Source organism: Glutamicibacter sp. AOP12-B1-11 (assembly GCF_052379245.1).
Classification (GTDB): Bacteria; Actinomycetota; Actinomycetes; order Actinomycetales; family Micrococcaceae; genus Glutamicibacter.
Genome location: NZ_JBQSYL010000018.1, coordinates 70,927 through 93,424, shown reverse-complemented (window position 1 = coordinate 93,424; position 22,498 = coordinate 70,927). Strand labels below are relative to the sequence as shown.

19 protein-coding genes are annotated in these 22,498 nt (G+C 61.7%); 13 read left to right on the top strand and 6 right to left on the bottom strand.

Annotated features, from left to right (window positions below; translation table 11 throughout):
* Positions 1-511: 511 nt before the first annotated feature.
* From ACT3UQ_RS12155 to ACT3UQ_RS12145, 3 genes are all read left to right on the top strand, one after another.
* Positions 512-1,474, top strand: coding sequence for an ROK family protein (locus ACT3UQ_RS12155; RefSeq protein WP_258133620.1), 963 nt, complete (start codon positions 512-514; stop codon positions 1,472-1,474).
* Between the two features lie 73 nt (positions 1,475-1,547).
* Complete coding sequence (locus tag ACT3UQ_RS12150; protein ID WP_444637179.1) at positions 1,548-2,759, top strand: MFS transporter; 1,212 nt, start codon at positions 1,548-1,550, stop codon at positions 2,757-2,759.
* Between the two features lie 190 nt (positions 2,760-2,949).
* Positions 2,950-3,555 (top strand): malonic semialdehyde reductase, encoded by a 606-nt coding sequence (locus tag ACT3UQ_RS12145; RefSeq protein WP_096282795.1) that lies wholly within the window; start codon positions 2,950-2,952, stop codon positions 3,553-3,555.
* Positions 3,556-3,645: 90 nt separating this feature from the next.
* Here ACT3UQ_RS12145 and ACT3UQ_RS12140 read toward each other — a convergent pair whose 3' ends face one another.
* The 3 genes from ACT3UQ_RS12140 to ACT3UQ_RS12130 form a co-directional block, all read right to left on the bottom strand.
* A complete protein-coding gene (locus tag ACT3UQ_RS12140; protein ID WP_105569348.1) occupies positions 3,646-4,659 on the bottom strand; it encodes a sugar phosphate isomerase/epimerase family protein in 1,014 nt (337 codons plus the stop codon).
* The gene (locus tag ACT3UQ_RS12135; protein WP_181148324.1) at positions 4,656-5,828 is read right to left on the bottom strand and encodes a Gfo/Idh/MocA family protein; all 1,173 of its coding nucleotides are present in this window, start codon (positions 5,826-5,828) and stop codon (positions 4,656-4,658) included. Before ACT3UQ_RS12135 ends, ACT3UQ_RS12140 begins: the two co-directional genes overlap by 4 nt.
* Positions 5,829-5,930: 102 nt before the next feature.
* Positions 5,931-6,938 (bottom strand): LacI family DNA-binding transcriptional regulator, encoded by a 1,008-nt coding sequence (locus ACT3UQ_RS12130; RefSeq protein ID WP_444637178.1) that lies wholly within the window; start codon positions 6,936-6,938, stop codon positions 5,931-5,933.
* A gap of 339 nt (positions 6,939-7,277) precedes the next feature.
* Here ACT3UQ_RS12130 and iolC point away from each other — a divergent pair, with 339 nt between their 5' ends.
* The 8 genes from iolC (at position 7,278) to ACT3UQ_RS12090 (ending at position 17,614) form a co-directional block, all read left to right on the top strand.
* Positions 7,278-8,270, top strand: a complete 993-nt coding sequence (iolC, locus tag ACT3UQ_RS12125) for a 5-dehydro-2-deoxygluconokinase (RefSeq protein WP_105554007.1) — start codon at positions 7,278-7,280, stop codon at positions 8,268-8,270.
* Between the two features lie 2 nt (positions 8,271-8,272).
* Complete coding sequence (locus ACT3UQ_RS12120) at positions 8,273-9,202, top strand: Cgl0159 family (beta/alpha)8-fold protein (protein ID WP_096282787.1); 930 nt, start codon at positions 8,273-8,275, stop codon at positions 9,200-9,202.
* Positions 9,203-9,232: 30 nt separating this feature from the next.
* A complete protein-coding gene (iolD, locus tag ACT3UQ_RS12115; protein ID WP_105554006.1) occupies positions 9,233-11,161 on the top strand; it encodes a 3D-(3,5/4)-trihydroxycyclohexane-1,2-dione acylhydrolase (decyclizing) in 1,929 nt (642 codons plus the stop codon).
* Positions 11,162-11,217: 56 nt separating this feature from the next.
* Entirely contained in the window at positions 11,218-12,732 is a 1,515-nt protein-coding gene (locus tag ACT3UQ_RS12110; RefSeq protein ID WP_444637176.1) for a CoA-acylating methylmalonate-semialdehyde dehydrogenase, read from the top strand.
* Between the two features lie 92 nt (positions 12,733-12,824).
* Positions 12,825-13,745 carry a sugar phosphate isomerase/epimerase family protein gene (locus tag ACT3UQ_RS12105; protein ID WP_105554004.1) on the top strand — a complete coding sequence of 307 codons (921 nt, stop codon included), beginning with the start codon at positions 12,825-12,827 and terminating at the stop codon, positions 13,743-13,745.
* Positions 13,746-13,799: 54 nt separating this feature from the next.
* A complete protein-coding gene (locus ACT3UQ_RS12100; RefSeq protein ID WP_096282780.1) occupies positions 13,800-14,813 on the top strand; it encodes a Gfo/Idh/MocA family protein in 1,014 nt (337 codons plus the stop codon).
* A 7-nt stretch (positions 14,814-14,820) separates the two neighbouring features.
* The gene (locus ACT3UQ_RS12095; protein ID WP_105554003.1) at positions 14,821-15,705 is read left to right on the top strand and encodes a sugar phosphate isomerase/epimerase family protein; all 885 of its coding nucleotides are present in this window, start codon (positions 14,821-14,823) and stop codon (positions 15,703-15,705) included.
* A gap of 418 nt (positions 15,706-16,123) precedes the next feature.
* Entirely contained in the window at positions 16,124-17,614 is a 1,491-nt protein-coding gene (locus tag ACT3UQ_RS12090) for a sugar porter family MFS transporter (protein WP_105554002.1), read from the top strand.
* A 62-nt stretch (positions 17,615-17,676) separates the two neighbouring features.
* Here ACT3UQ_RS12090 and ACT3UQ_RS12085 read toward each other — a convergent pair whose 3' ends face one another.
* Positions 17,677-18,678 carry a LacI family DNA-binding transcriptional regulator gene (locus ACT3UQ_RS12085; protein WP_105554001.1) on the bottom strand — a complete coding sequence of 334 codons (1,002 nt, stop codon included), beginning with the start codon at positions 18,676-18,678 and terminating at the stop codon, positions 17,677-17,679.
* 96 nt (positions 18,679-18,774) lie between these two features.
* On the opposite strand from ACT3UQ_RS12085, the gene ACT3UQ_RS12080 reads away from it, so the two are divergent.
* Both ACT3UQ_RS12080 and ACT3UQ_RS12075 read left to right on the top strand, forming a co-directional pair.
* On the top strand, positions 18,775-19,866 hold the full coding sequence (locus ACT3UQ_RS12080; RefSeq protein ID WP_105554000.1) for a Gfo/Idh/MocA family oxidoreductase: 1,092 nt from the start codon (positions 18,775-18,777) through the stop codon (positions 19,864-19,866).
* A complete protein-coding gene (locus tag ACT3UQ_RS12075) occupies positions 19,863-20,657 on the top strand; it encodes a TIM barrel protein (protein WP_444637175.1) in 795 nt (264 codons plus the stop codon). Before ACT3UQ_RS12080 ends, ACT3UQ_RS12075 begins: the two co-directional genes overlap by 4 nt.
* 93 nt (positions 20,658-20,750) lie before the next feature.
* Here the strand turns inward: ACT3UQ_RS12075 and iolB are convergent, their stop codons facing one another.
* Positions 20,751-21,653: a 5-deoxy-glucuronate isomerase gene (gene iolB / locus ACT3UQ_RS12070; RefSeq protein WP_444637174.1), complete on the bottom strand. Its 903-nt coding sequence runs from the start codon at positions 21,651-21,653 to the stop codon at positions 20,751-20,753.
* Between the two features lie 32 nt (positions 21,654-21,685).
* Positions 21,686-22,426 (bottom strand): GntR family transcriptional regulator, encoded by a 741-nt coding sequence (locus tag ACT3UQ_RS12065; RefSeq protein ID WP_096282766.1) that lies wholly within the window; start codon positions 22,424-22,426, stop codon positions 21,686-21,688.
* Between the last annotated feature and the right edge of the window lie 72 nt (positions 22,427-22,498).

Sequence of the window (22,498 nt, the reverse complement as noted above, 5' to 3'; positions counted from 1 at the left end):
ATTCGGGCGTTCCCATGGAAACAAGCAATGCATTGAATTCCTTGGTCGATGGGCGCAGTGAACCGATTTCCTATGGAGGCCCTGGGACGGATCCTTCCGGTGCATGCTGCACGAATTCGAACCTGGTGCGGCCACGTTCCGCTCGACGTTTTCCGCACTATGAGCAGTGGGCATGGTAAGCGAGGGAAATCTCGGAAATGGTACAAACCCCAATTCAGCCCTTAGCCGTTGGGTGTCTTCCCGGACTGCGACATCTCGCGAGCGGATGCTACCTTGTAGCCAATCATTTAACCCGGAGTTTAGACCCTGAATCGTTCGGGAGCAGCCCGCTTGGCGGGGGCGGGTCGAAATGAATCGTAGTTGGCGGTAAATAGCCTGCATGAGTCCTGAATTCGCAGGGATGCCAGATGGTGGGCAACGCGTGGAAGGTCGCGCCTGCGCGTGAACAGTCCTAGGCACCAGCGGCGCATTGGAACTGTCGGCGTTTTGCGAGGGTCTAAGCTGGATGACTGTGAGTCCAGCAAATCTTTCCATCGGCGTTGACATCGGTGGCACCAAAATCCTTGCAGCCCTCGTCGACGAAGAGGGGAACGCCTTCGGGCAGATCCGCCGCGAGACGCCCGACCATGATGTGGCGGGGACAGAACGTGCCCTGGCTGAGATGATTCGCGAGCTCTCGGAGGGCAACGAAGCGTTGCCGGTGGGTATTGGCGCTGCTGGCTGGATGGACCGCAAGGGGCAGAATGTGCTGTTCAGCCCCCACCTGTCCTGGCGAAATGAACCGGTGCGCGACCGCCTGATGAAGCTCGTTGGACACGAGGTGACTCTGGTAAATGACGCTGACGCTGCCGGCTGGGCCGAGCACCGTTTCGGCGCAGGCCGCGGTGAGAGCGATATGGTGTGCCTGACCCTCGGAACGGGAATCGGCGGGGCAGTGATCCTCGGAGGGCAGATCCACCGAGGCAAGTCCGGCATTGCTGGAGAATTCGGGCACCAGGTGATCGTTCCCGGCGGCCATCGGTGCGCGTGCGGCAACCGCGGTTGCTGGGAGCAATACGCTTCTGGCAATGCCTTGGGCCGAGAAGGAGCCGAACTTGTGCGCAGCAAATCGCCGGTGGCCTTCCGGCTGCGCGAGGCCGTGGACGATGACCCGGAGGCCGTCACCGGCGCAGAGGTAACTCGACTTGCCGCAGAGGGCGACCCGGCCTGTGCCGATCTCATTGCGGATATGGGCGAATGGCTTGGTCTGGGCATCTCGAATCTGGTCTCGGTTCTGGACCCGGGAACCGTCGTTATCGGTGGCGGTTTGGGTGCTGCGTCGAAGCAACTGGTTTCCACGGCGGAGGAGACCTATCGCCGCACCCTGCCTGGCAGGGGATACCGTCCTTTTGCGAAGATCAGCCAGGCGGAATTGGGCCCGGTGGCCGGACTGATTGGGGCTGCTGATTTAGCGCGGTTTAATCAGCAACAATAATGAATAACATTGACAGGACATTAGGACTTATCTAGGCTCGGGTTGTTACGCAACATGGGAGCGAGGTCTTGGCATGGTCCTGCGCACAAAACCAAGCCGAATCCGCGGCTGGCCCTTGACTGTCGTTTTGGGGACCTATGCGGTCGCCATGTGCGGTACCACGATGCCCACCGCGTTGTATCCGATGCTTCAGGATGAATACGGCCTAAGCACCGCCGCCTCAACGCAACTTTTTGCGATATACGCCATCGTGGTGCTCGCGGTATTGTGCATCTTCGGTTCCCTATCTGATGCCATTGGCCGAAAACCCGTCATGATCCTGGGGCTTCTCGCTTCGGCCGCCAGCGGAATACTCTATGCAATGGCCGCCGAGGCACCCATGCTGTTCATTGCCCGCGCCCTTTCCGGGGTGTGTGCCGGGCTGGTCACTGGAACGGCGACCGCCTATCTGACTGATCTGGTCTCCAGCTCCGGACGCGGTGCCAGCATTTCCAGCGTGGCCAATATGGTGGGTCTGGGCAGCGGGCCAGCCCTGGCTGCATTTCTGACCTTCTTCTTCCCATCCGTCCCGATGATTGCTTTCAGCGTTCACGCAGTACTTTCAGGTCTGTGCATCGCATTGCTTGCCATGGCCCCGGACAGCGTGATGCACCGCGGACACGGATTGAAACTCAGCCTTCCGCTGGTGCCACGCGTCGCATTGCGCGACTTCTGCGTGGGCGGGCTGATGACCTTGGGCTTCGCGGTGATGGGCGGTTGCACCGCGATGACTTCCATTTTGGTGGTCCGTGCCTTCGGCATTACGGACCTGCGATTGCTGGGGCTCATCGGATCATTGATTTTTGTCGCCACGGCGGTGGGCCAGAAGGCCGGAGGGAAGCTGGTGAGCGAAAAAATTCACCTAGGGTATGCCGGCTTGGCGATTGGTGCGGTGCTGATAGCTCTAGCACCAAGACTTGGCGGAAGCTTGGCGATGGCGATGTATCTTGCCGGCTTGATCGTTGCGGGACTGAGCCACGGCGCATTGTTCCCGGTAGGCCTGGGAATCGTGTTGCGCCGCATTGAGCCGCGACATCGAGGCAGCGCCAGCTCAGCCTTTTGGGTGCTGGGCTACGCACTGACTGCACTGGGTGCCTTAGGGCTGGGCTGGGTAGGCCAGATCAGCGGCGAATCGATGGCGGTAACCTACTTTGGTGCAGCCATCGCGCTGTGTGCGCTCGGCTGTGCCAAGCTGCATCGCCGCTGGGCCGGTCCTGGGAATCGAGTGATCTCAACTAGTTTTTAGGGCCGGATTTGGCTCGGCAGGTGCTGGCCCAGAAGCCGTGGTTCACGCTTGCCGCTGTTCTCCATGTTGCATAGAACACGCTAATAATTGGAATGAGGCGAAGCTGTTCTTAGTTGGATATCGGTAGAAGAAGACCGAGCCCGGCAGTGGCCCAATCCAGTGGCCGCGGGCCGATCCGAAAGGTATGAGTATGACTATTGCATCTGACGAAACCCAGATCGGCTCCGGCGCGATCAACTCCATCTTTGGCGACTCACGCACCGCCAACGCCTTCGCCGGCGAAGTCACCGAGGCGCAGGCCCAGGAGATCTACGAGCTGGCCAAGTTCGGCCCAACTGCCTTCAACTCCCAGCCGCTGCGCGTGACCTACGTACGGTCCGACGCAGCACGCGCGAACCTGGTCGACGCGCTGTCGCATGGCAACAGGGCCAAGACTGCCGCAGCTCCGCTGGTGGCAATCCTCAGCTATGACACCGCATGGCACGAGCAGTGGGATAACTTCCTGCCAGGCTACAACGCACCCAAGGCCATGTACGACGCCGATGCCGACTTCACTGCCTCCACCGGCAACAACAACGCCCACCTGCAGGCAGGCTACTTCATCCTGGCTGCACGCAGCCTGGGCTTCGCCGTTGGTCCCATGACCGGTGCAGACTTCTCCGCCATTGATGCTTCCTTCTTCCCAGAAGGCGACCAGAAGAGCTTCTTGGTCCTGAATATCGGCCAACCAGCCGAAGGCGAAATCGGTGCACCAAAGGACCGCTTCGACTACGAAGCAGTCGTCCGCACTGTCTAGAGGCCGCTCGACGAACTTTAGCAACGCACAAGCGAAGCCCGGAATTCATTTTCGTGAATTCCGGGCTTCGCTAGTTGTTGAGCCAGTTTGCTAGCGGGTAGCCAGCGAAGACCTCAGCGCAGCATCGGCGTCGAGAAGTACCTTGGCGGCCACCTCAAGCCCCTCAACTGCACCCAATTCGGTATCCTCGTGCTCGATATTCACCAGCATCTCTGGGTCCACTTCGTGCAGGGCACGCAGGAACTCGGTCCAGAACGCGGTCCCGTGTCCCTTGCCCAAGGCCACGAAGTCCCAGGCCGAGTTATCCGGCCATTCATTAACCCATTCGTCCCCGCCCATATTGGTGCGTGGTTCGTCCGCGCTCTTTTTGCGGAAGCTGTTGTCCAGCACCCCTTGGATAGCCGCATGCGGGTTAATGCGCACGTCTTTGGCGGCGGCATGGAAGACCCATGAGCCAAGATCCCGAACCACGGCCACGGGATCCATCTGCTGCCAGAACAGGTGCGAGGCATCGAGCTCAACGCCGATGTTGCTGGTGCCGGCGCGTTCGATGAGTTCACGGAAGCTGGCCGGATTAAAAGCAAGGTTCTGCGGGTGCAGCTCCAGGGCGACCTTGACGTTGTTGTCCTGGGCCAGGATATCCATCTCCTTCCAGAACTCGGCCGCGAGGCCGTACTGGTAATCCAACTGCTCCAGTGCTGCCGAGTTCCAAGCGTTCACCACCCAATTGACTCGGGTGGCACCCGGTTCACCGCCGGGCAAGCCGGACATGGTCACAACACGATGCTGTCCCAGGCGCTGCGCGAGCCTAATGCTGCGGCGGATATCTTCGGCGTGCCGGTCGCCAATAACCGGGTTGGGATGCAAGGGGTTGCCATTGCAGTTCAGCCCGGCAATCTGCACGCCGGCGTGGTCAAAGATCTCCAGGAAGTCGTCCCGGGCGCTATCGCTTTGCAGAATCTGGTCGAAATTGGGCACATGGACTGCTGGCAAGAATCCGCCAGTGTTCAGCTCGATGCCGGTCAGTCCCAGGTCTTTGATGATCTTGAGCGCTTCGGGCAGGGGGCGGTCGTGGAGGATTGCGTTGTATACACCGAGTTTCACAGGGCTGCCTTCTTTCCGTCGTTGCCGGCGGACTGGACGACCGCCTGCAGGATTTGCATATTGTGCACTCCCTCGTCGAATGTCGCATTCGGGGGAAGGTCGGTGTCCAGGCCGCAGACTTCGTCGAGGAAGGCACGGGCTTGATAGCTGAAGGCGTCGTTTTGGCCGAAGCCGACACCTGGTGCGTCCATGGGCAGCCCGCCGCCGAGGTAAGCATGCTCCGGACCGAGGTTCACCGTGCGATAGCCGTTGGTCGCCGAGGGCCCTTCGCTGAGCATGATTTCGATTTCCGACGGACGCAGCTGGCTGAAGCGCGCGGCGCCCTTCTCGCAAAAGACCTCGAAGGCCAGTGAGTTCGGGTGGCCGGCGGCGACACGGGAGACTTCCAGGCTGCCGGAGGCTTCGGCGAACTGGACGTTGAACGCCGCATAGTCGTCGTTCTCCACCGGTTCCGATTTATCACTTAGTTTCACCAGGTCGTGTCCGGTCACGGCGCCGGCCGGCAGGAAGCGTTCGGTGATGCTGGTGCTCAGCTGCCCGCCGCTGACCGAAACGATGTCGCCTGCCAGGAATTCGGCGATGTAAGACAGGTGGCTTCCCACATCGGCCAGTGCGCCAGAGCCGGCCTCACCCTTGAACCGCCAGCTCATTGGAGCCTGTGGATTGTGGCCGTAGTCGGTCCAATAGCGACCAGAAAAATGCAATACCTTGCCCAGGGTGCCATCGGTGATTAGGTTCCGGATCGTGGCGATACCCGGGGTGCGGCGGAAGGTGAAGCCGACGCGGGCAATGGAGTTGGCGTTGCGGGCCGCTGTGGCCATGGCCTGGGCTTCTTCTAGGGTGTCGGCCAGCGGCTTTTCGCACAATACGTGCTTGCCGGCGGCCAGCAGACCTTCAACGGCTTCGCGGTGGAAGCGGTTGGCAATCACTACCGAAACGACATCAATGTCCGGATCGTTGGCCACCTCTTGCCAGGAGCCCAGTGCCTTTTCGTAGCCGTAACGCTTGGCAACTTTGGCTGCGAGCTCGGTGTTCACATCGGCCACCGCGACGTAGCGCAGCGGTGGCAGGTTGGATTCGTAGAGGGTGGGGGCGGTGCGGTAGCCGGCGATGTGGGACAAGCCGGCCATGCCTGCGCCGATGACTGCGATTCCGATGCTTTTTGTCACGGATTCTCCTGGGTGGAAGTTATTCAGGGGGATTTTGGAGCGCTCCAAAAAAGTGTAAAGGCGAATCCAAGTGGCGGTCAAGGGGTATTGAGCGGGGATTATCTAGGCGGGGCGAACGGGGGCGCAGGTGCCGCGCTCAACCAGTGCTGGCTCCAGTGACACCTTTTGCGCAGCGCGTTCAGGGTCCGCGAGCCGGGAAAGCACCTGTTCGGCCACGTGCATGCCGAGCTCGCGGTTGCGACTGTCTACGGTGGTCAAGCGCAGCAGGTGCGTGCCGGAGAGCGGCGAGTTGTCGTAGCCGATAATCGACAGATCCTCGGGGACCGAGAGGCCGTTCTCGCGGGCCGCGGTCAGCGCGCCCATGGCCATCGAATCATTGCCGGCCAGGATGGCGGTAATTTCCGGGGTTTCGCGCAGAAGCTGATTCGTGCACTGATAGCCGCTGTCCTCGGTGGTGTGCGGGGTGAGGATGACGATGCGCTCGTCCAGGTCCGCCGCGCTCATCGCATCTTGGTATCCGTTGCGCCTGAGCATTGATGCGCCTCCGCCGCCACCGATGTGCCCGATGTGCCGATGCCCCAGTGAAATCAGGTATTCGATGGCTCGACGTGCGCCAAACCGGTCGTCGCTTGCTGAAATATCCGCTCCGGTCACCTGTGTTGCTCGATTACCTGCCACGATCACCGGGATCTGGGAGGGGAAGCGCATGGCCGGTGTAGGTTCGGTGGCCAGGACCAAGGCCTCGACGCGGGTGCTGAGAAATCCATCCAGCGGGTCCGACTCCACATGCGCGTTCAGCGTGCGGTCCGAGACGGCGATGCGCAGTCCGGCATTGCCCAGACCTTCTTGCAGCCCGCGAAGCAATTCGACAAACCAGACGTTGGTGTAGTCGTCGATCACCACGCCGACGGTCTGGCTGGTGCCACCGGCCAGTGCGGCCGCGGCTTGGCTCGGGCGGTAGTTCAGCTGCTCGATGGCAGCCAGCACCGCGGCGCGGCGTGGCTCGGAGACGCTGGGGGAGCCGCGCAGCACCAGGGATACCAGCGATTTGGAGACGCCGGCGGCTTGGGCGACATCGTAAATCGTCGCGCGGCGGCGTTCTGCTGCCATGGTGCCTCCTGGGCTTGGTCCGGGTTCTTGTTAAGAGCCTAGCGTTCCGCCTGCTTCGAATGCGGCAACGTCAGCTTCGGAGCAGGAATTCCAAACTAGTCAGGTCTTAACGTCAGGACATAGTTCTCGAGAAGACCATAAACTTTTGTCGACTTGGCCTGGTTGATATCCGCAGAATTCCACGGTTTTCCACTCGCAGTGTTACTCATGTTGTAAATATGTCAGTACAAACCTTTGACAGAGCTAGATTCATGGTGCAAAGTATTTCTTGTGGCACCGTTCACATCTTCGGCAGCTGGCCGATCCCTGAACTTCTGACTCGAAAGGACGTCGATCTGCGTGACTTACGACGTACTCACCCTCGGACGCATCAGCGTTGACGTCTACCCGAACGACATCGGCGTTTCCCTCGCCGACGTGAACTCCTTCAGCAAGTATCTCGGTGGCTCTGCCACCAACGTCGCTGTGGCAGCTGCCCGGCACGGCCGCGCGGCCGGGGTGATCACCAAAATCGGCGACGACGACTTCGGCACGTTCCTGGAACGCGAATTGGACCGCTACGGCGTGGACCGCGCACAGGTCACCCGCGATGCCAGCTTGCAGACCCCAGTCACCTTTTGCGCCATCATGCCACCAGATGACTTCCCGCTGTACTTCTACGGACGCTTCCCGATGGCACCGGACTGGAATATCAAAAGCAGCGATATCGACCTCGACACGGTCAAGAACTCCAAGATTTTCTGGAGCACCGTCACCGGCTTGAGCCGAGAGCCTTCGCGCACCGCGCAGCTGGAAGCCTACGAGGCCCGCCCGGCCGGTTCGCTGGCCCCAGGGCAGTTCACCATCCTGGACTTGGACTACCGCCCAATGTTCTGGGACTCCGTTGAGCAAGCCCGCGAGCAGGTAGCCCGGGCTCTGCCCTCGGCCACGGTGGCCATCGGCAACGATACCGAATGCTCGGTAGCCGTTGGAGAAGGAACCCCGGATGAGCAGGCCGACCGCCTGCTGGAGGCCGGAGTGCAGATCGCCGTGGTCAAGCTCGGCCCCGAAGGCGTCATGGCCAAAACCCGCACCGAACGTGTGGTTTCCGCGCCGGTTCCGGTGCAGACCGCCAACGGACTGGGCGCCGGCGACTCCTTCGGCGGCGCCTTCTGCCACGGCCTGCTCTCCGGTTGGCCGCTGGAGCAGGTCTTGGACTACGCCAATGCCGCTGGGGCGATCGTGGCCTCGAAGGTCGCTTGCTCCGATGCGATGCCGGACCCAGAAGAAGTGAACGCCCTGCTGGCCGAGCGCGGCCGCACCGTACCCGCCTCCCAGAAAGACCTGGTCTAGTTATGAAACAGGCATCCGACCTGCACGTGGACCGCGAAGACCCGCGCCGCTACGAATCCATCACCCGCCAGCGGCTAGAAGACCCGGCAGCGGTGCAGCGCGCCGCCTCGCTGCGCCAGAAGCATGCCGGCCCGGTGCTGGGCCGGCAGAACTTCATCATCGCCGCCGACCACCCGGCCCGCGGGGCGCTATCCGTAGGCAAGCGCGCCACGGCCATGGCCGACCGCCGCGAACTGCTGGACCGGCTGCGGATCGCCTTGCAGAACCCCGCCTGCGATGGGGTCCTGGCCTCGCCGGATATCCTCGATGACCTGCTGCTGCTGGGCGCACTGGAAGGCAAGCTGGTTTTCGGCTCGATGAACCGCGGCGGGCTCGCCGGCCTGGTCAACGAGATTGATGACCGCTTCACCGGGCATAGCGCTGCGGCCCTGGCCGCCTTGGGCGCAGACGGCGGCAAGATGCTCACCCGGATCAGCTACGAGGATCCGGACACCGTGAAAACCCTGGCTGCCACCGCCGATGCCGTCTCCGATTTGGCTCGGCACCAGCTGGTCGCCATGGTCGAACCGTTCATCTCCAAGCGGGCCGAGGGCAAGGTAGTCAACGACCTGCGCCCGGAGGCAGTGATCAAGTCCATGGGCATCGCCTCCGGACTGGGCGAAACCAGCGCCTACACCTGGCTGAAAATCCCCGTGGTCCAGGAAATGGAGCGGGTTATGGCCGCCACCACCCTGCCCACGGTCCTGCTCGGCGGAGATCCCGCAGGCAGTCCCGATAAGGTGTTCGCCTCCTGGCAGGATGCCCTGGCCCTGCCCGGGGTACAGGGACTGACCGTGGGCCGGACCCTGCTGTATCCCGAGGACGGGGATGTGGCCGCCGCCGTGGCCACCGCCGCATCGCTCTTGAACACCACCACTCCTGTACGCAGCTGAGAAGGACAAAGCTCGATGACTACACGCAGAATGACCGTTGCTCAGGCGGTCGTAGAATTCCTGGGACGACAGTACACGGTGGACAACATCGGTGGAGCTGCCTATCGAGAGCGCCTGATTCCAGGAATGTTCGGCATCTTCGGCCACGGCAATGTCGCCGGGGTGGGGCAGGCCCTGAAGCAATGGCAGCTCAAAGACCCGAGCCTCATGCCGTACTACCAAGGTCGCAACGAGCAGGCGCAGTCGCATCAGGCGGTGGCCTATGCCCGGCATACCCGCCGCCGCGCCACCTATGCGGTCTCCACCTCCATCGGGCCTGGCTCCTCCAACCTGCTCACCGGTGCCGCGCTGGCCACCGCTAACCGTTTGCCGGTATTGCTCTTGCCCAGCGATACCTTCGCCACCCGTGCCGCCGATCCAGTACTCCAGCAACTGGAAATGCCGCACGGCTACGACATCACCGTTAACGATGCCTTCCGCCCGCTATCCAAGTACTTTGACCGGGTCACCCGGCCGGAACAGTTGGCCAGCGCACTGCACCACGGTCTGCGCGTGCTCACCGATCCGGCCGAAACTGGCGCGGTGACCATCTCCTTGCCGCAGGACGTCCAGGCCGAGGCCTTTGATTTCCCGGAAGAGTTCTTTGCCGAACGCGACTGGAAGATCCGCCGCCCGGCCCCGGAAACCGAAGACATAGCCCAGGCTGCGCAGCTGATTCGTGCTGCCAAGCGCCCGTTGATCGTTGCCGGTGGCGGAGTGCTCTATGCCTATGCGACCGAGGAGCTTGCGGCCTTCGCTGAGGCCACCGGAATTCCGGTGGGCAATACCCAAGCCGGCGTTGGCGCCCTGCCTTGGGACTCGAAGCATTCGCTAGGAGCCATTGGTTCCACCGGTACTTCTGCGGCCAACGCGTTGGCCGCAGAAGCCGATCTGATCATCGGTATTGGTACCCGTTATGAGGACTTCACCACGGCCAGCCGTACGGCCTTCCAAAACCCCGGAGCGAAGTTCGTAAATATCAACGTTGCCGCACTTGATGCGTACAAGCACGCCACCGTGCTGCCGATCGTCGCGGATGCTCGCAAGGCGCTCATTGCCCTGCGCGAAGCGCTCACCGGGTATCGGGTGGAAGGCGCTCTTGAGGTGTTCACCGCCCAAGAGAAACAACGTTGGGATGCGACCGTGGATGAGGCATTCGCCGAAAGGCTAAGCCCGTTAGTCAGCCAGAATGCCATTATCGGCGCAACCAACCAGGCCATGGATTCCCGCGACGTTGTAGTGTGCGCGGCAGGATCTTTGCCCGGAGACCTGCATAAGATGTGGCGGGTTTCGGACCCCTTCGGATATCACGTGGAATACGGCTTCTCCTGCATGGGTTACGAAATCGCCGGTGGGCTGGGACTGAAGCGTGCGGTGCTTGCGGAGACCGCGCGCGGCGCGGAAAACCGTGACGTAGTGGTCATGGTCGGCGACGGCTCCTATCTGATGATGCACACCGAACTGGTCACCGCAGTGGCCGAGGGGATCAAACTGATCACGGTGCTCATCCAGAACCACGGTTATGCCTCCATCGGGTCGCTCTCCGAATCATTGGGATCCCAGCGCTTCGGCACCAAATACCGTGCACTGGACACCCAAACGCATTCCTTCGACGAGGGGCAAACGCTGCCAATCGATTTGGCGCTGAACGCCGAATCATTGGGAGTCAAGGTCATAAGAATCGCCCCCGGAGATCGGGCCATCGAGGACCTCTCGACCGCCATCGCCACCGCAAAGGCAGCGCCGGAAGGATCCGGCCCAATCCTCATCCATATTGAATCGGATCTCTACGCCGATGCGCCTTCCAGCCAGTCTTGGTGGGACGTGCCGGTCAGTGAAACATCCGAGCTGGATTCCACGACGAAGGCCCGTGAAGTCTACGAAAGCCACAAGGAGCGGCAGAAGCCTTATCTAGGCTGAATCGCCGCACGTTATCGCCGGCCCAACACTTTTTCGCTACTAGACGAGAGCTAATCATGAGCACAACTGCCACCGAAATTACCGACATCAAGCACTTCATCAACGGACAGCCAACCGCGGGCAGCGGAACCGCCACCCAGCCGGTTTACAACCCGGCAACCGGCGAAATTACCGGTCAGCTGCATCTGGCTAGCCCCGAAGACCTGGCCCAGACCGTGGCAGCGGCCCACGCCGCCGCCGACAGCTGGGGCGAAGTCTCCATCGTCAAGCGCACCAAGGTCATGTTCCGCTTCCAGCAACTGCTCACCGAACACACCGATGACCTGGCCCGCTTGGTAACCAGCGAGCACGGCAAGGTACTCTCGGACGCGGCCGGCGAAGTAGCCCGCGGTATCGAGGTCGTGGAATACGCCGCCGGAATCTCCCAGTCACTCAAGGGGGAATACTCGGACCAGGTATCCACCGGCATAGACGTCTTCTCATTCCGCCAGCCACTAGGCGTAGTTGCCGGAATTACCCCGTTTAACTTCCCGGTCATGGTTCCCTTGTGGATGGCGCCAGTTGCCATCGCCACCGGCAATGCCTTCATCCTCAAGCCTTCCGAGCGTGATCCGTCGGCTGCGCTGTTGATTGCGGAGCTCTTCAAGCAGGCGGGGCTTCCCGACGGAGTATTCCAGGTGCTGCATGGCGGCAAGGAAACTGTAGATGGTTTGCTGTCCCACCCAGATGTGGACGGAATTTCATTTGTCGGGTCAACACCCATTGCCAAGTACGTACACGAGACCGCAACCAAGTACGGAAAGCGCGTCCAGGCATTGGGCGGTGCCAAGAACCACGCGGTCATCATGCCGGATGCAGATATGGAGCAGGCTGCAGACCATATCAATGCTGCGGCATTCGGCTCGGCAGGCCAGCGTTGCATGGCGATCTCCGCGGCCGTGGCCGTTGGCGAGGCCGCTGACATCCTCGTGGACAAGCTAGCCGAACGAGCCCGTGGCGTGAACGTCTCCCACGGCTTTGACGAAAAAGCAGATATGGGACCGGTCATCACACCGGCATCAAAGACTCGCCTGCAGAAGATTGTTGGCGAGGCCGAACAGGCCGGTGCCGCCCTGATCTTGGATGGTCGAGACCTAGTGGTCAAGAACCATGAAAACGGGTTCTTCGTTGGCCCGACCATCTTGGACCGGGTGAACCGAGAAATGAGTGCCTACACCGAGGAAATTTTCGGCCCGGTACTCGTGGTGCTTCGCGTTGATTCCTTGGATGAAGCCATCGACGTGGTGAACGCCAACCCATATGGTAACGGCACCGCAATCTTCACCTCCTCGGGTTCGCACGCTCGCAACTACACCCGACGTATTCATGTGGGCATGGTCGGGGTAAACGTTCCGCTCCCGGTACCGGTGGCATGGCACTCATTTGGTGGTTGGAAGAATTCACTATTTGGCGAGCACCACATTTATGGACCGGACGGTGTGCGTTTCTACACCCGCGGCAAGGCAGTCACGCAGCGGTGGCCGGAGCCGGCACAGCTGTCGACCGCCTCGTACAGCTTCCCCTCAAACTAGGTTCCTGCACTGCAACTAATTTCCATCGTGCCGATGCCGGCCAGTAATCAGTCGGCATCGGCAATGAGCATCGAAAGATTCTGGTACATGCCATGGCACAGAACATCACCATTGGAACTGCCCCCGACTCCTGGGGCGTCTGGTTTGCCGATGACCCCAAGCAGACACCCTGGCAGCGCTTCCTCGACGAGGTAGCCGAGGCCGGCTACAAAACCATCGAGCTGGGTCCCTACGGGTACCTGCCTACCGACCCCGCCCAGCTGGCCGATGAGCTGGCCGCCCGCGACCTGAACGTCTGCGCCGGCACCGTCTTCACCGCCTTCCACCGCGGCATCGACGGCAGTGCCAGCGCCTGGGAGCAAGCCTGGGAGCCAGCCCGAAAGGTGGCCGAGCTGACCGCCGCCATGGGCGGGGAGCATATTGTGGTGATCCCAGCCATGTGGCGCGATGACGTCACCGGGCAAGCCGTCGAATCCGGCACACTGGATGCCGCGGCCTGGGACTCGCTGGCCCAGGGCCATGACCGGTTGGGCAAGATCCTGCAGGAAGAATTTGGCCTGAAACAGCAGTTCCACTCCCACGCCGACTCGCATGTCTGCGGCCAGAGCGATATCGAGAAGTTCCTTGAGCTCACCGACCCGCAGTTCACCACCCTGTGCCTGGATACCGGGCATGCCGAATACGGTGGAGCTTCCAGCGTGGATCTGATCCGCCGCTTCCCGGAGCGCATCGGCTACCTGCATCTGAAGCAGATCAACCCGGACATCTTGGCCACGGTGCGCGCGCAGGACCTGACCTGGGCCGCGGCCAACCTCGCCGGGGTCATGTGCGAACCACCTTCGGGCCTGCCTGACCTCAATGAGGTCTTGGCGGAAGTGGAGAAGCTGGGCCGCCCGATCTTCGGCATTGTCGAACAGGACATGTACCCGGTCGCCGACTTCACGGTGCCGCTGCCCATCGCCACCCGCACGCGCGACTACCTACTCAGCTGCGGCTCGCACACCCGCGTCTAGGCCAACTTGCCTAACTCAAACCAGGACCACCAAAAAATCTTGAAAGGACTCATCGTGCCAGAAATCCTGCGCGTCGCCGTCGTCGGAGCCGGACGCATGGGCGCCGACCACATCCAGCGCATCCACCACCGCATCTCCGGCGCCAAGCTGGCGGCCGTTGTCGATATTGACACCGACCGGGTCAACGCTGCCATCGCAGACATCCCGGGCGCCAAGGGCTACACCGACCTGCCCGCGGCGCTCGCCGACGGCGAGGTCAACGCCGTACTGCTGGCGACCCCCGGTTTCTTGCACCACGATGCGCTGCTGACGGTGCTTGCTGCCGATATTCCGGTGCTGTGCGAAAAGCCGCTGACCCCGGATGCCGCTTCCTCATGGGAGATTGTCGAGGCGGAGGCCAGACTGGGCCGCAAGCGCATCCAGGTGGGCTTCATGCGCCGCTTTGACGCCGAGTACCGGCAGCTGCGCCAGCTGATCGAGGACGAGAGCCTGGGTGAATTGCTGGTGCTGCACCACCAGCACCGCAACCCATCCACCCCGGAAGGCTTCACCAATGAGATGCTGATCAACGACTCGGTGGTCCACGAGTTCGATGCCATTCGCTACTTCACCGGCGCAGAGATCACCTCGGTGCAGGTGCGCTTGGGCAAAGCCACCCGCAATGCACCCAACGGCCAGCATGACCCACAGCATGTGCTGCTGGAAACTTCTGCCGGAGTGCTCGCCGACGTGGAGATCTACGTCAACGCGAAGTTCGGCTACGAGGTGGCGACCCAGGCATCCTTTGAAGATGGCATCGTGTCCATCGGCAATGACGCCGGACCGTATGTGCGTACCGCCGGGCAGTGGGGCGGCAAGGTCACCCCGGGCTTCGAGGAGCGTTTCGGCGCCGCCTACGACACCGAAATCCAGTCGTGGGTTGACGCCGCGCTGCGCGGGGAATTGGGCGGGCCGAGCGCCTGGGACGGCTACGCCACCGCGGCATGCTGCGAGGCTGGAGTCGAGGCCCAGCGCACCGGCGAAAAGGTGGCAGTCAAGCTGAACAGCAAGCCGGATCTCTACAGCTAGGGGCATCATGAAATACGCATTGGACCCGACCCCGTTCCATTCCACGCACTCGCTGCTCCAGTTCCCGGAACTGGCAGCGGAGCTGGGCTATGACTGCATACAGCTGACCCCGCATGCGGATATGATTCCGTTCTTCACGCACCCCAAGGCCGACGATGACCTGGTCGCGCAACTCGCGGCCCGGTGCAAGGCCGCCGGGGTGGGGATCGCTTCGGTGCTTCCGGTGCTGCGCTGGTCCTCGCCCGAGGAGAATTTGCGCCAGGCCGCGGTGCGCTATTGGAAGCGCGCCATCCAGATCGCCGTGGATTTGGGCGTGAACCAGATGAACACGGAATTCTCCGGACGGCCGGAACGCGCCGAGGAGTCCGAGGCCGCGTTCTACCGTTCCATGGAGGAGCTCGTGCCAATCATTGAGCGCGAGGGCATTAACGTGGCCATTGACCCGCATCCGGATGATTTCGTCGAAGAGGGCTTGGCAGCTTGGCGGGTAATCCGCGGGGTGAATTCGCCGAATCTGTCCTTTGTCTACGTCGCCTCTCATTCCTTCCATATGAAGGATGAACCGCTGGAAATCATGCAGACCGTGGGGGAGAGGCTGCGGGTGGTGCATGTGTCTGACACGATGAACCATCATGCCTCGCACGGGTTGCGCTACATCACCAATCCGCCGGGCAATCCGGTGCGCGTGCACCAGCACCTGAAGCTTGGTGATGGGGACGTGGACTGGGATGGATTCTTCTCCGGTCTCGTGGCCAACGGTTTTGCCGACCGCGAGGAGAGCGTCATGGTCTCCAGCGTATTTGCCGAGAACGAGAACGCCGTCGAGGTCTCCAAATTCCAGTTGGAGCAGATGCGCAGCCGTGTAGCTTCCGTCCAAGCTGCGCGTTCCTAGCAAATCAGGCAACGCCGAGTTGAGTTGCCGGATGACGAAAGCCGAACCCTTGCGGGTTCGGCTTTCGTCATCCGGCCCGGGAGTCATCCTCAGCACAGGACGGCTCGAGAAGAGCTCGCAGAATTCCAGATTGATTTGTGCGTACAGTCTCGGGAACTAGCGGTCGGCAGGGCCGGTGCGGCAAGAAAAACGGCATTTGTCAGGACTTAATAGCCAATAATGCTTGCCCGCTAAACACTGATGACGTATTGTCCTTACATAGGGGCTGTGAAGCCCATCACTTTCAGTTATCGGCAAGGAACCAGAATGATGCGAATTGGTGCCCGCCGAACCGAGTGGAGGAAGCCGGATCGCAGTCGATCCGATGGATGGCCCAAGGCCAGTAATGCTTTCACCCGGGCAATCCAAAGGAGTTCCCATGTCTAGTGCGCAGCAAGCTTCTGCAGAGTCAAGCCTGCCGCCCCTCACCGCGGGGCCTCATGTTAAGCGACTCGGTTTGATCTCCATCATCGCCTGTTTTGGCGGATTGCTTTTCGGATACGACACCGGTGTTGCCAATGGCGCCGAAGGTCCCATGGCAGCGGAACTCGGCCTGAACCTTCTGCAAGTTGGCGTGGTGATCAGCTCACTGGTCTTCGCCGCCGCGTTCGGAGCGCTCATCGGCGGACAAATTGCCGATGTATGGGGTCGGCGCAAGACCATCATCTTGCTGGCAGTCCTGTTCTTTGCCGGAACCTTGCTCGTAGTCTTCTCGCCTGCCGGCCCGGAAGCGGGAACTTTCTCACCACTGGGTTTTGGTGTTTTGATCGCCGGACGCATCATGCTCGGATTGGCCGTGGGTGGCGCATCCACGGTCGTGCCGATCTACTTGGCCGAATTGGCCCCGTATGAAATTCGCGGATCCATCACCGGTCGCAATGAGCTGGCCATTGTCTCGGGTCAGTTGGCCGCCTTCGTGATGAACGCGATCATTGGAACCGTCCTGGGTGGAACCGTGGATGGCGTCTGGCGCATCATGTTCGCAATTTGCGCACTGCCAGCGCTGGCGTTGTTCTTCGGCATGCTGCGCATGCCTGAATCTCCGCGCTGGCTCGTGGAAAAGCGCCGCTATGCCGAGGCGCTGCGAGTGCTCAAGACAGTGCGTTCGCCTGAGCGTGCACTGGCCGAAGTCCACGAGATCGAGATCGTTGCCGACGAGGAAAAGCGGAACAACAAGCCGGTGGGCATCAAGGCCGTGCTGAAAAACAAGTGGTTGCTGCGCATCGTCGCCATCGGCATCGGCGTTTCCATGACTCAGCAGCTCACCGGCATCAACTCGATCATGTACTACGGAACACGCGTGCTGGAAGAGTCCGGCATGTCAGAGCAGCAGGCAGTCCTGGCGAATATCGCCTTCGGCGTGGTTGCCGTGATTGGCGGCATCATCGCCCTGCGCAATATGGACCGTATGGACCGCCGCAAGACTTTCCTGATCGGCTTGGCGCTGACCACCACCTGCCACCTGCTGGTAGCCATCGCGGGCATGCTGCTGCCGGTCGGCAGCCCTATCCGACCAGTGGTGATCCTGATCTTGGTGGTTGCCTTCGTGATGTCCATGCAGACATTCCTCAACGTGGCTGTCTGGGTGTGGCTGGCTGAAGTCTTCCCGCTGCATATGCGCGGGCTGGGAATTGGCATCTCGGTGTTCTTCGGGTGGGCCACCAACGGTGTGCTGGCGCTGTTCTTCCCCTCTTTGGTCTCCGGTGTCGGAATTACCGGATCATTCTTCATCTTCGCAGGCATCGGTGTGCTGGCGCTGATCTTCGTGGCCACCCAGGTTCCCGAAACCCGCGGACGGTCACTGGAAGCCCTGGAAGAGGACGTCTCCACAGGAGCGATCTACCAAGTCAAGCCGGCGGTCAACGCCTAAGGCGCGACCATTCGCTGAGCTAGTGAGCCCAGCCCCGCCAATTGGCAGGGCTGGGCCCCCTGCTATGCCCGGCGCTGTCCGGTACTGCCGCGCACCACCAGCTGCGGCGCATGGGTGCTGGATGCTCCCGGGGAATTCAGGGCCGCCTGCATGGCGGCCTGGGCCAGGGCTGCGACATCTTGGCGAACGCTGGTCAGATCGGCATGCGCAAGCCTGGCGAATTCGCTGTCGTCATATCCGGCAAGGCAGATCTGCTCGGGAACCTGCAGGCCCGCAAGATCTATCGCTTGCCGGGCGCCGAGCGCCGCGCGGTCATTAAAGGCCAGTACCGCCGTGGCGCGTTCGGCCTGGGGCATTTTCTCCAGATACTCGCGCAGGACCGCAAAAGCGGTCGCCTCGTCAGGACCCGCTGGAAGGATCTGGCCGCTGGCGCTGGCGCGGGCAGCGGATTCGATGAAGGCATCTCGCCGCTGTTTCGCCGAGACGGCGGATCCGCCATCCAGATGCAGCAGCCGAGTGTGGCCGCGCTGCACCAAATGGCTGACGACTTGTTCAACGCCGGCAGCCTCGTCGGTAATGACTGAGGGGATGCCTTTGACCTTGCGCAGCAGGCTGATGACGGGAAGCTGCTTGGACACCTGGACCAGCTGCGCGGCTGGCAGTTCGGGGAACACTCCGATCACCGCTTCGACTCCGGCGTCGATGAGGGTATTGAGCACACGGCGTTCATCTCGGTGTCTGCCGGTGGCGCCTAGAATGATTTCAAATCCGCTCTGGTCCGCCTGCGCGTATAAAGCATCTGCCAGTTCCGCGTGCAGCGGCTCTCCCAGCGCCAGGGCCAGGCCAAGCGTTCTGCTGCGGCTGCTGCGCAGCGACCGTGCACGCGAGTCCGGGCGGTAGCCCAAATCCGCGGCGGCCTGCTTGACCCGGGCCCGGGATTCTCCGCTGGCGCCCTCAGCCTCGCGCAGCACGATCGAGGCCAGTGCTACCGAGACCCCTGAGGCGCGGGCGACGTCGGCCAACGTAGGGCGTTTGGCGGGGCGTGGCGCAGATGCATGCGGCATTGGCGGAACTTTCTTCTAGAACGTTATAGACACCTGCTATCCAGTGTGCCATGATTTTCCTGAACACTTTATCTAGAACGTTCTAGGAGACGCTCCATGGCTTACCAATCCCTGCCAGAAAATTCCGCACGGCCACTGCGCATTGCGGTCATCGGCACCGGGTGGATCGGCGCATTCCACGCCCGCACTGTGGCACAGCACCTGCCAGATGCACAACTGCACGTCGTGGCAGATCCGGCACCAGGCCGCGCCGCCGAACTGGCCGCAGAACTGGGTTGCACGAACTACACCGAAGACATTGCGGACGTGTTTGCCGACGAAACCGTAGACGCTGTGGTCATCGGCGCGCCTTCAAGCTTCCATGCCGGCTTGATCGCCCAGGCCGCCGCGGCGGGAAAGCACATCTTCTGCGAAAAGCCGGCAGCGCACGCGCTGTCAGATCTCGACACCGCCTTGAAAGCAGTGGAGGATTCCGGAGTGCTGCTGCAGATCGGTTTCAACCGGCGCTTCTCCCGCGACTTCGCTGCCGTGGCAGAACAGGTGTATTCCGGTGCAATCGGCACCCCTCAGCTGCTGCGGTCGCTGACCCGCGATCCAGAAGTTGCAGGCGGGTTGCCCAACGCGGCGAAGATCCGCTCGCACGTGATTTTCACCGAAACCCTGATCCACGATTTTGACACCTTGAACTGGTTGAACCCGGGTGCTGAGGTTGTAGAAGTCCATGTCATGGCGGATGCCTTGGTGGCGCCAGAGCACCGGGATTCCGGTTTGCTGGATACCGCCGTGGTGAGCCTGCGCTACTCCAACGGTGCGATCGCTGTGGCCGAGGCGAACTTCTCGGCAAGCTACGGCTACGACGTGCGCGGAGAAGTCTTTGGTTCAAAGGGCATGGTGCAGGCAGGGAATCCAGTGCAGCTGGCAGCGGCCAGCTTTGACAGCGCGGGCGCCCATGCACCAACCGAACGACTGAACATCAAGCTGTTTGCCCAGGCCTACCGCGAGCAGCTCTCGATCTTCGCTCGCAAGATCCGTGGCCTGCGCGATGGTTCGGCCGATGCGGCCCTGGAGGTCCCGACCGGCGCGGACGCACGCGCAGCGCTGCGCGTGGCACTGGCGGCCTTGGAATCCTCGGAAACCGGCCTGCCGGTGAAGCTGGAATCGGCCACCCGGCTTGCGGTGAACGCATGAGTGCGCAGCTGGCGGTCTGCGCCGAAATGGTCTTCCTGGACCTTCCGCTGATCGACCGGGTCAAGCGCCTTGACGAGGCCGGTTTTGAAATTGAACTCTGGGATATCAGAGACAAAGACCTTCCGGCTTTGGCGGCCACCGGTGCCCGCTTCGGCTCCATGACAGGCTACAGCGAAGGGAGCCTCTGCGATCCGGGCAGCGCGCACGAAGTGGTTCGCACCGCCAAGGAATTGATCCCGGCAGCCCGGCAGCTGGGCATCAACCGGCTGGTAGTGCATCCGGCTCAGCTCATTGATGGGCAGGCCGCCATCCCACGTTTTCGGGCTACCGGAGACATGTGGCTCACCGCAGCGCGAACCCTGGAGGAACTGGGCCGGATCGGCGAAGAACATCAGGTCACCTTCATGCTGGAGAACCTGAATACGATTCTGGATCACCCGGGCATCCCGCTGGGACGCGCCAAGGACACGATGTCTCTGGTCAAGGCCGTCGGTCACCCGAACGTGAAGATGATGCTTGATCTGTACCACGCCCAAATTGGCGAGGGAAACCTCATCGAACTGGTGCGTTCGGCACTGCCGCATATCGGAGAAATCCAGGTCGCAGACGTTCCCGGGCGTTGCGAGCCGGGCACCGGGGAAATCAACTACCTGGCTGTTGCCCAAGCTCTGGCGGATCTGGATTACTCTGGCCCGATCGGCATGGAAGCCTATGCCAGCGCGGATTCCAATGCTGCCATCGCAGCCTTTGCCCAGGCTTTTGAACCGCTGGCCAGGCCCGTGGCGCGCTAGGGGATCATGTACCGGGCGGAGGATTGAGAGTTAAAGCCCAGCGGCGGCAGCAGGGGATCCTGCTGCCGCCGCTGGGCTTTGCAACCCGGGTGGCTACGCGCCGGCTCCGAAGGGCAATCGCGGATCCATGCTCTGCGAATCCCAAGTCTGGCGGATCCAGCCATGGTGGGGATCATCGCTGATCAACCAATCGCGCACGCGTCCCGGGCCGGCCATGACGTTCAGATAGTAAAGGTCATAACCCGGTCCCGCCATGGCTGGACCATGCCAGCCGTAGGGGACCAAGACAACGTCCCCGGTGCGGACTTCGGCATTAACGTCAATGGGGCGTTCATCCGAGGCATAAACGCGCGCATAGCCGATGGGATCGGTGGCCGCTTCGGCGGGCATGCCCTGGGCTAGTTGCGTCTCGAAGTAGTAGATTTCCTCGAGGCTGGTCTCGCCTTCCTTCTCCTGATCATGCTTATGCGGTGGATAGGAAGACCAGTTGCCCGCCGGAGTAATGACTTCGCAGACGATGAAACGGTCTGCTTCCAGTGCGGCCGGGGTGCCGAAGTTGTGGACCTGGCGGGAGCAGTTTCCTGCTCCGCGCAGCTCCACCGGAATCTCTTCTGCCTTGATCAGGCGGGTTGGGTAGGACTGCTTGGCCGGGGCCAGCGCCACGGCGACCCGGCCCCCCTCAGCTGAGCTGATGGACAGCGCTGTGTTGATGCCGGTGTAGAGGACATCAGCTGGTCCGGCAAAGACTGATTCGCGAGCGCTGAGAACATATTCTTTGCCTGCGATAGCGACGTTGAATGATGCGCCGCTGAGCGGGACGACAATGCGTTCTTCGGCGGTGGCCGCCAGTTCGACTGTTTGACCGGGAGCCAGCTCGGCTACCTTGAGCCCGGTGTGGGCCCAGCCCTCGATGGAAGCGGTCGAGTCATGGGCGCCGAGCGAGATGCTCCAGTCTCCGTTGGCGGCGGAACCTGCAGGGTAAATCCAATCGGTCATCAGTCATTCCTTTCGATGGCGGTGCCAGGTGCCTAGCGTTGCACCAAGGTCATTTCAAAGCTGTAGGCATCAGCGCGATATACGTGGGCACCGGTCTCCACGTTGCGCCCGGTGTCATCCACGGCAGTGCGCTGCATGGTCACCAGGGCCGAACCTGCCGCCGTGTCCAAGGCCTTGGCTTGGATATCGTCGGCGGTGGTCGCCCCGATGCGCTGCTGGGCCAGCCGGAAGTTGACCCCTGCTTCACGCAGAAGCTCGTACAGGCCATGTGCTTGCAGGGACTTTTCATCCAGCTCAACAATGTCGTCGCGAACCCAGTTCTCCATCAGTGCCAGTGGGCTTCCGCTGGCAGAACGCAGCCGGGTGAAGTGGTAAACGGAAACATCCTTGGGCAGTGAGAGAAGTTCCTGGATCTCCGTTGGAGCTGGAATATGTTCAAAGCTGAGCAAGCTGGTAGAAGGCTTCTTTCCGGCGCGCTCAAGGTCATCATTCAGGCTGGATAGTTCAAGGTGCCGCCGGATCTGGCTGGAAACAACCTGCGTTCCCACACCGCGCTTGCGCACCAGAAGGCCGGACTGGACGAGGTCGTCCATGGCCTTGCGAATGGTGGGGCGTGAAAGCCGCAGTCGCTGGGCGAGCTCGATCTCATTTTCCAGTCGAGTGCCCGAGGCCAGCGAACCGTCGCGGATCGCGCCCTCGATGCCTTGCGCTACCTGGTGGTAGAGGGGAATCGGTGAAGATCGGTCGATCTTGATGCTCAGGGGTGTGCTCACAGTTGCTCCTTGCCGGCGACCTTGTCTGGATATGTCGCTTTGACAGGACAAACTCTATATGAAAGTTCATGA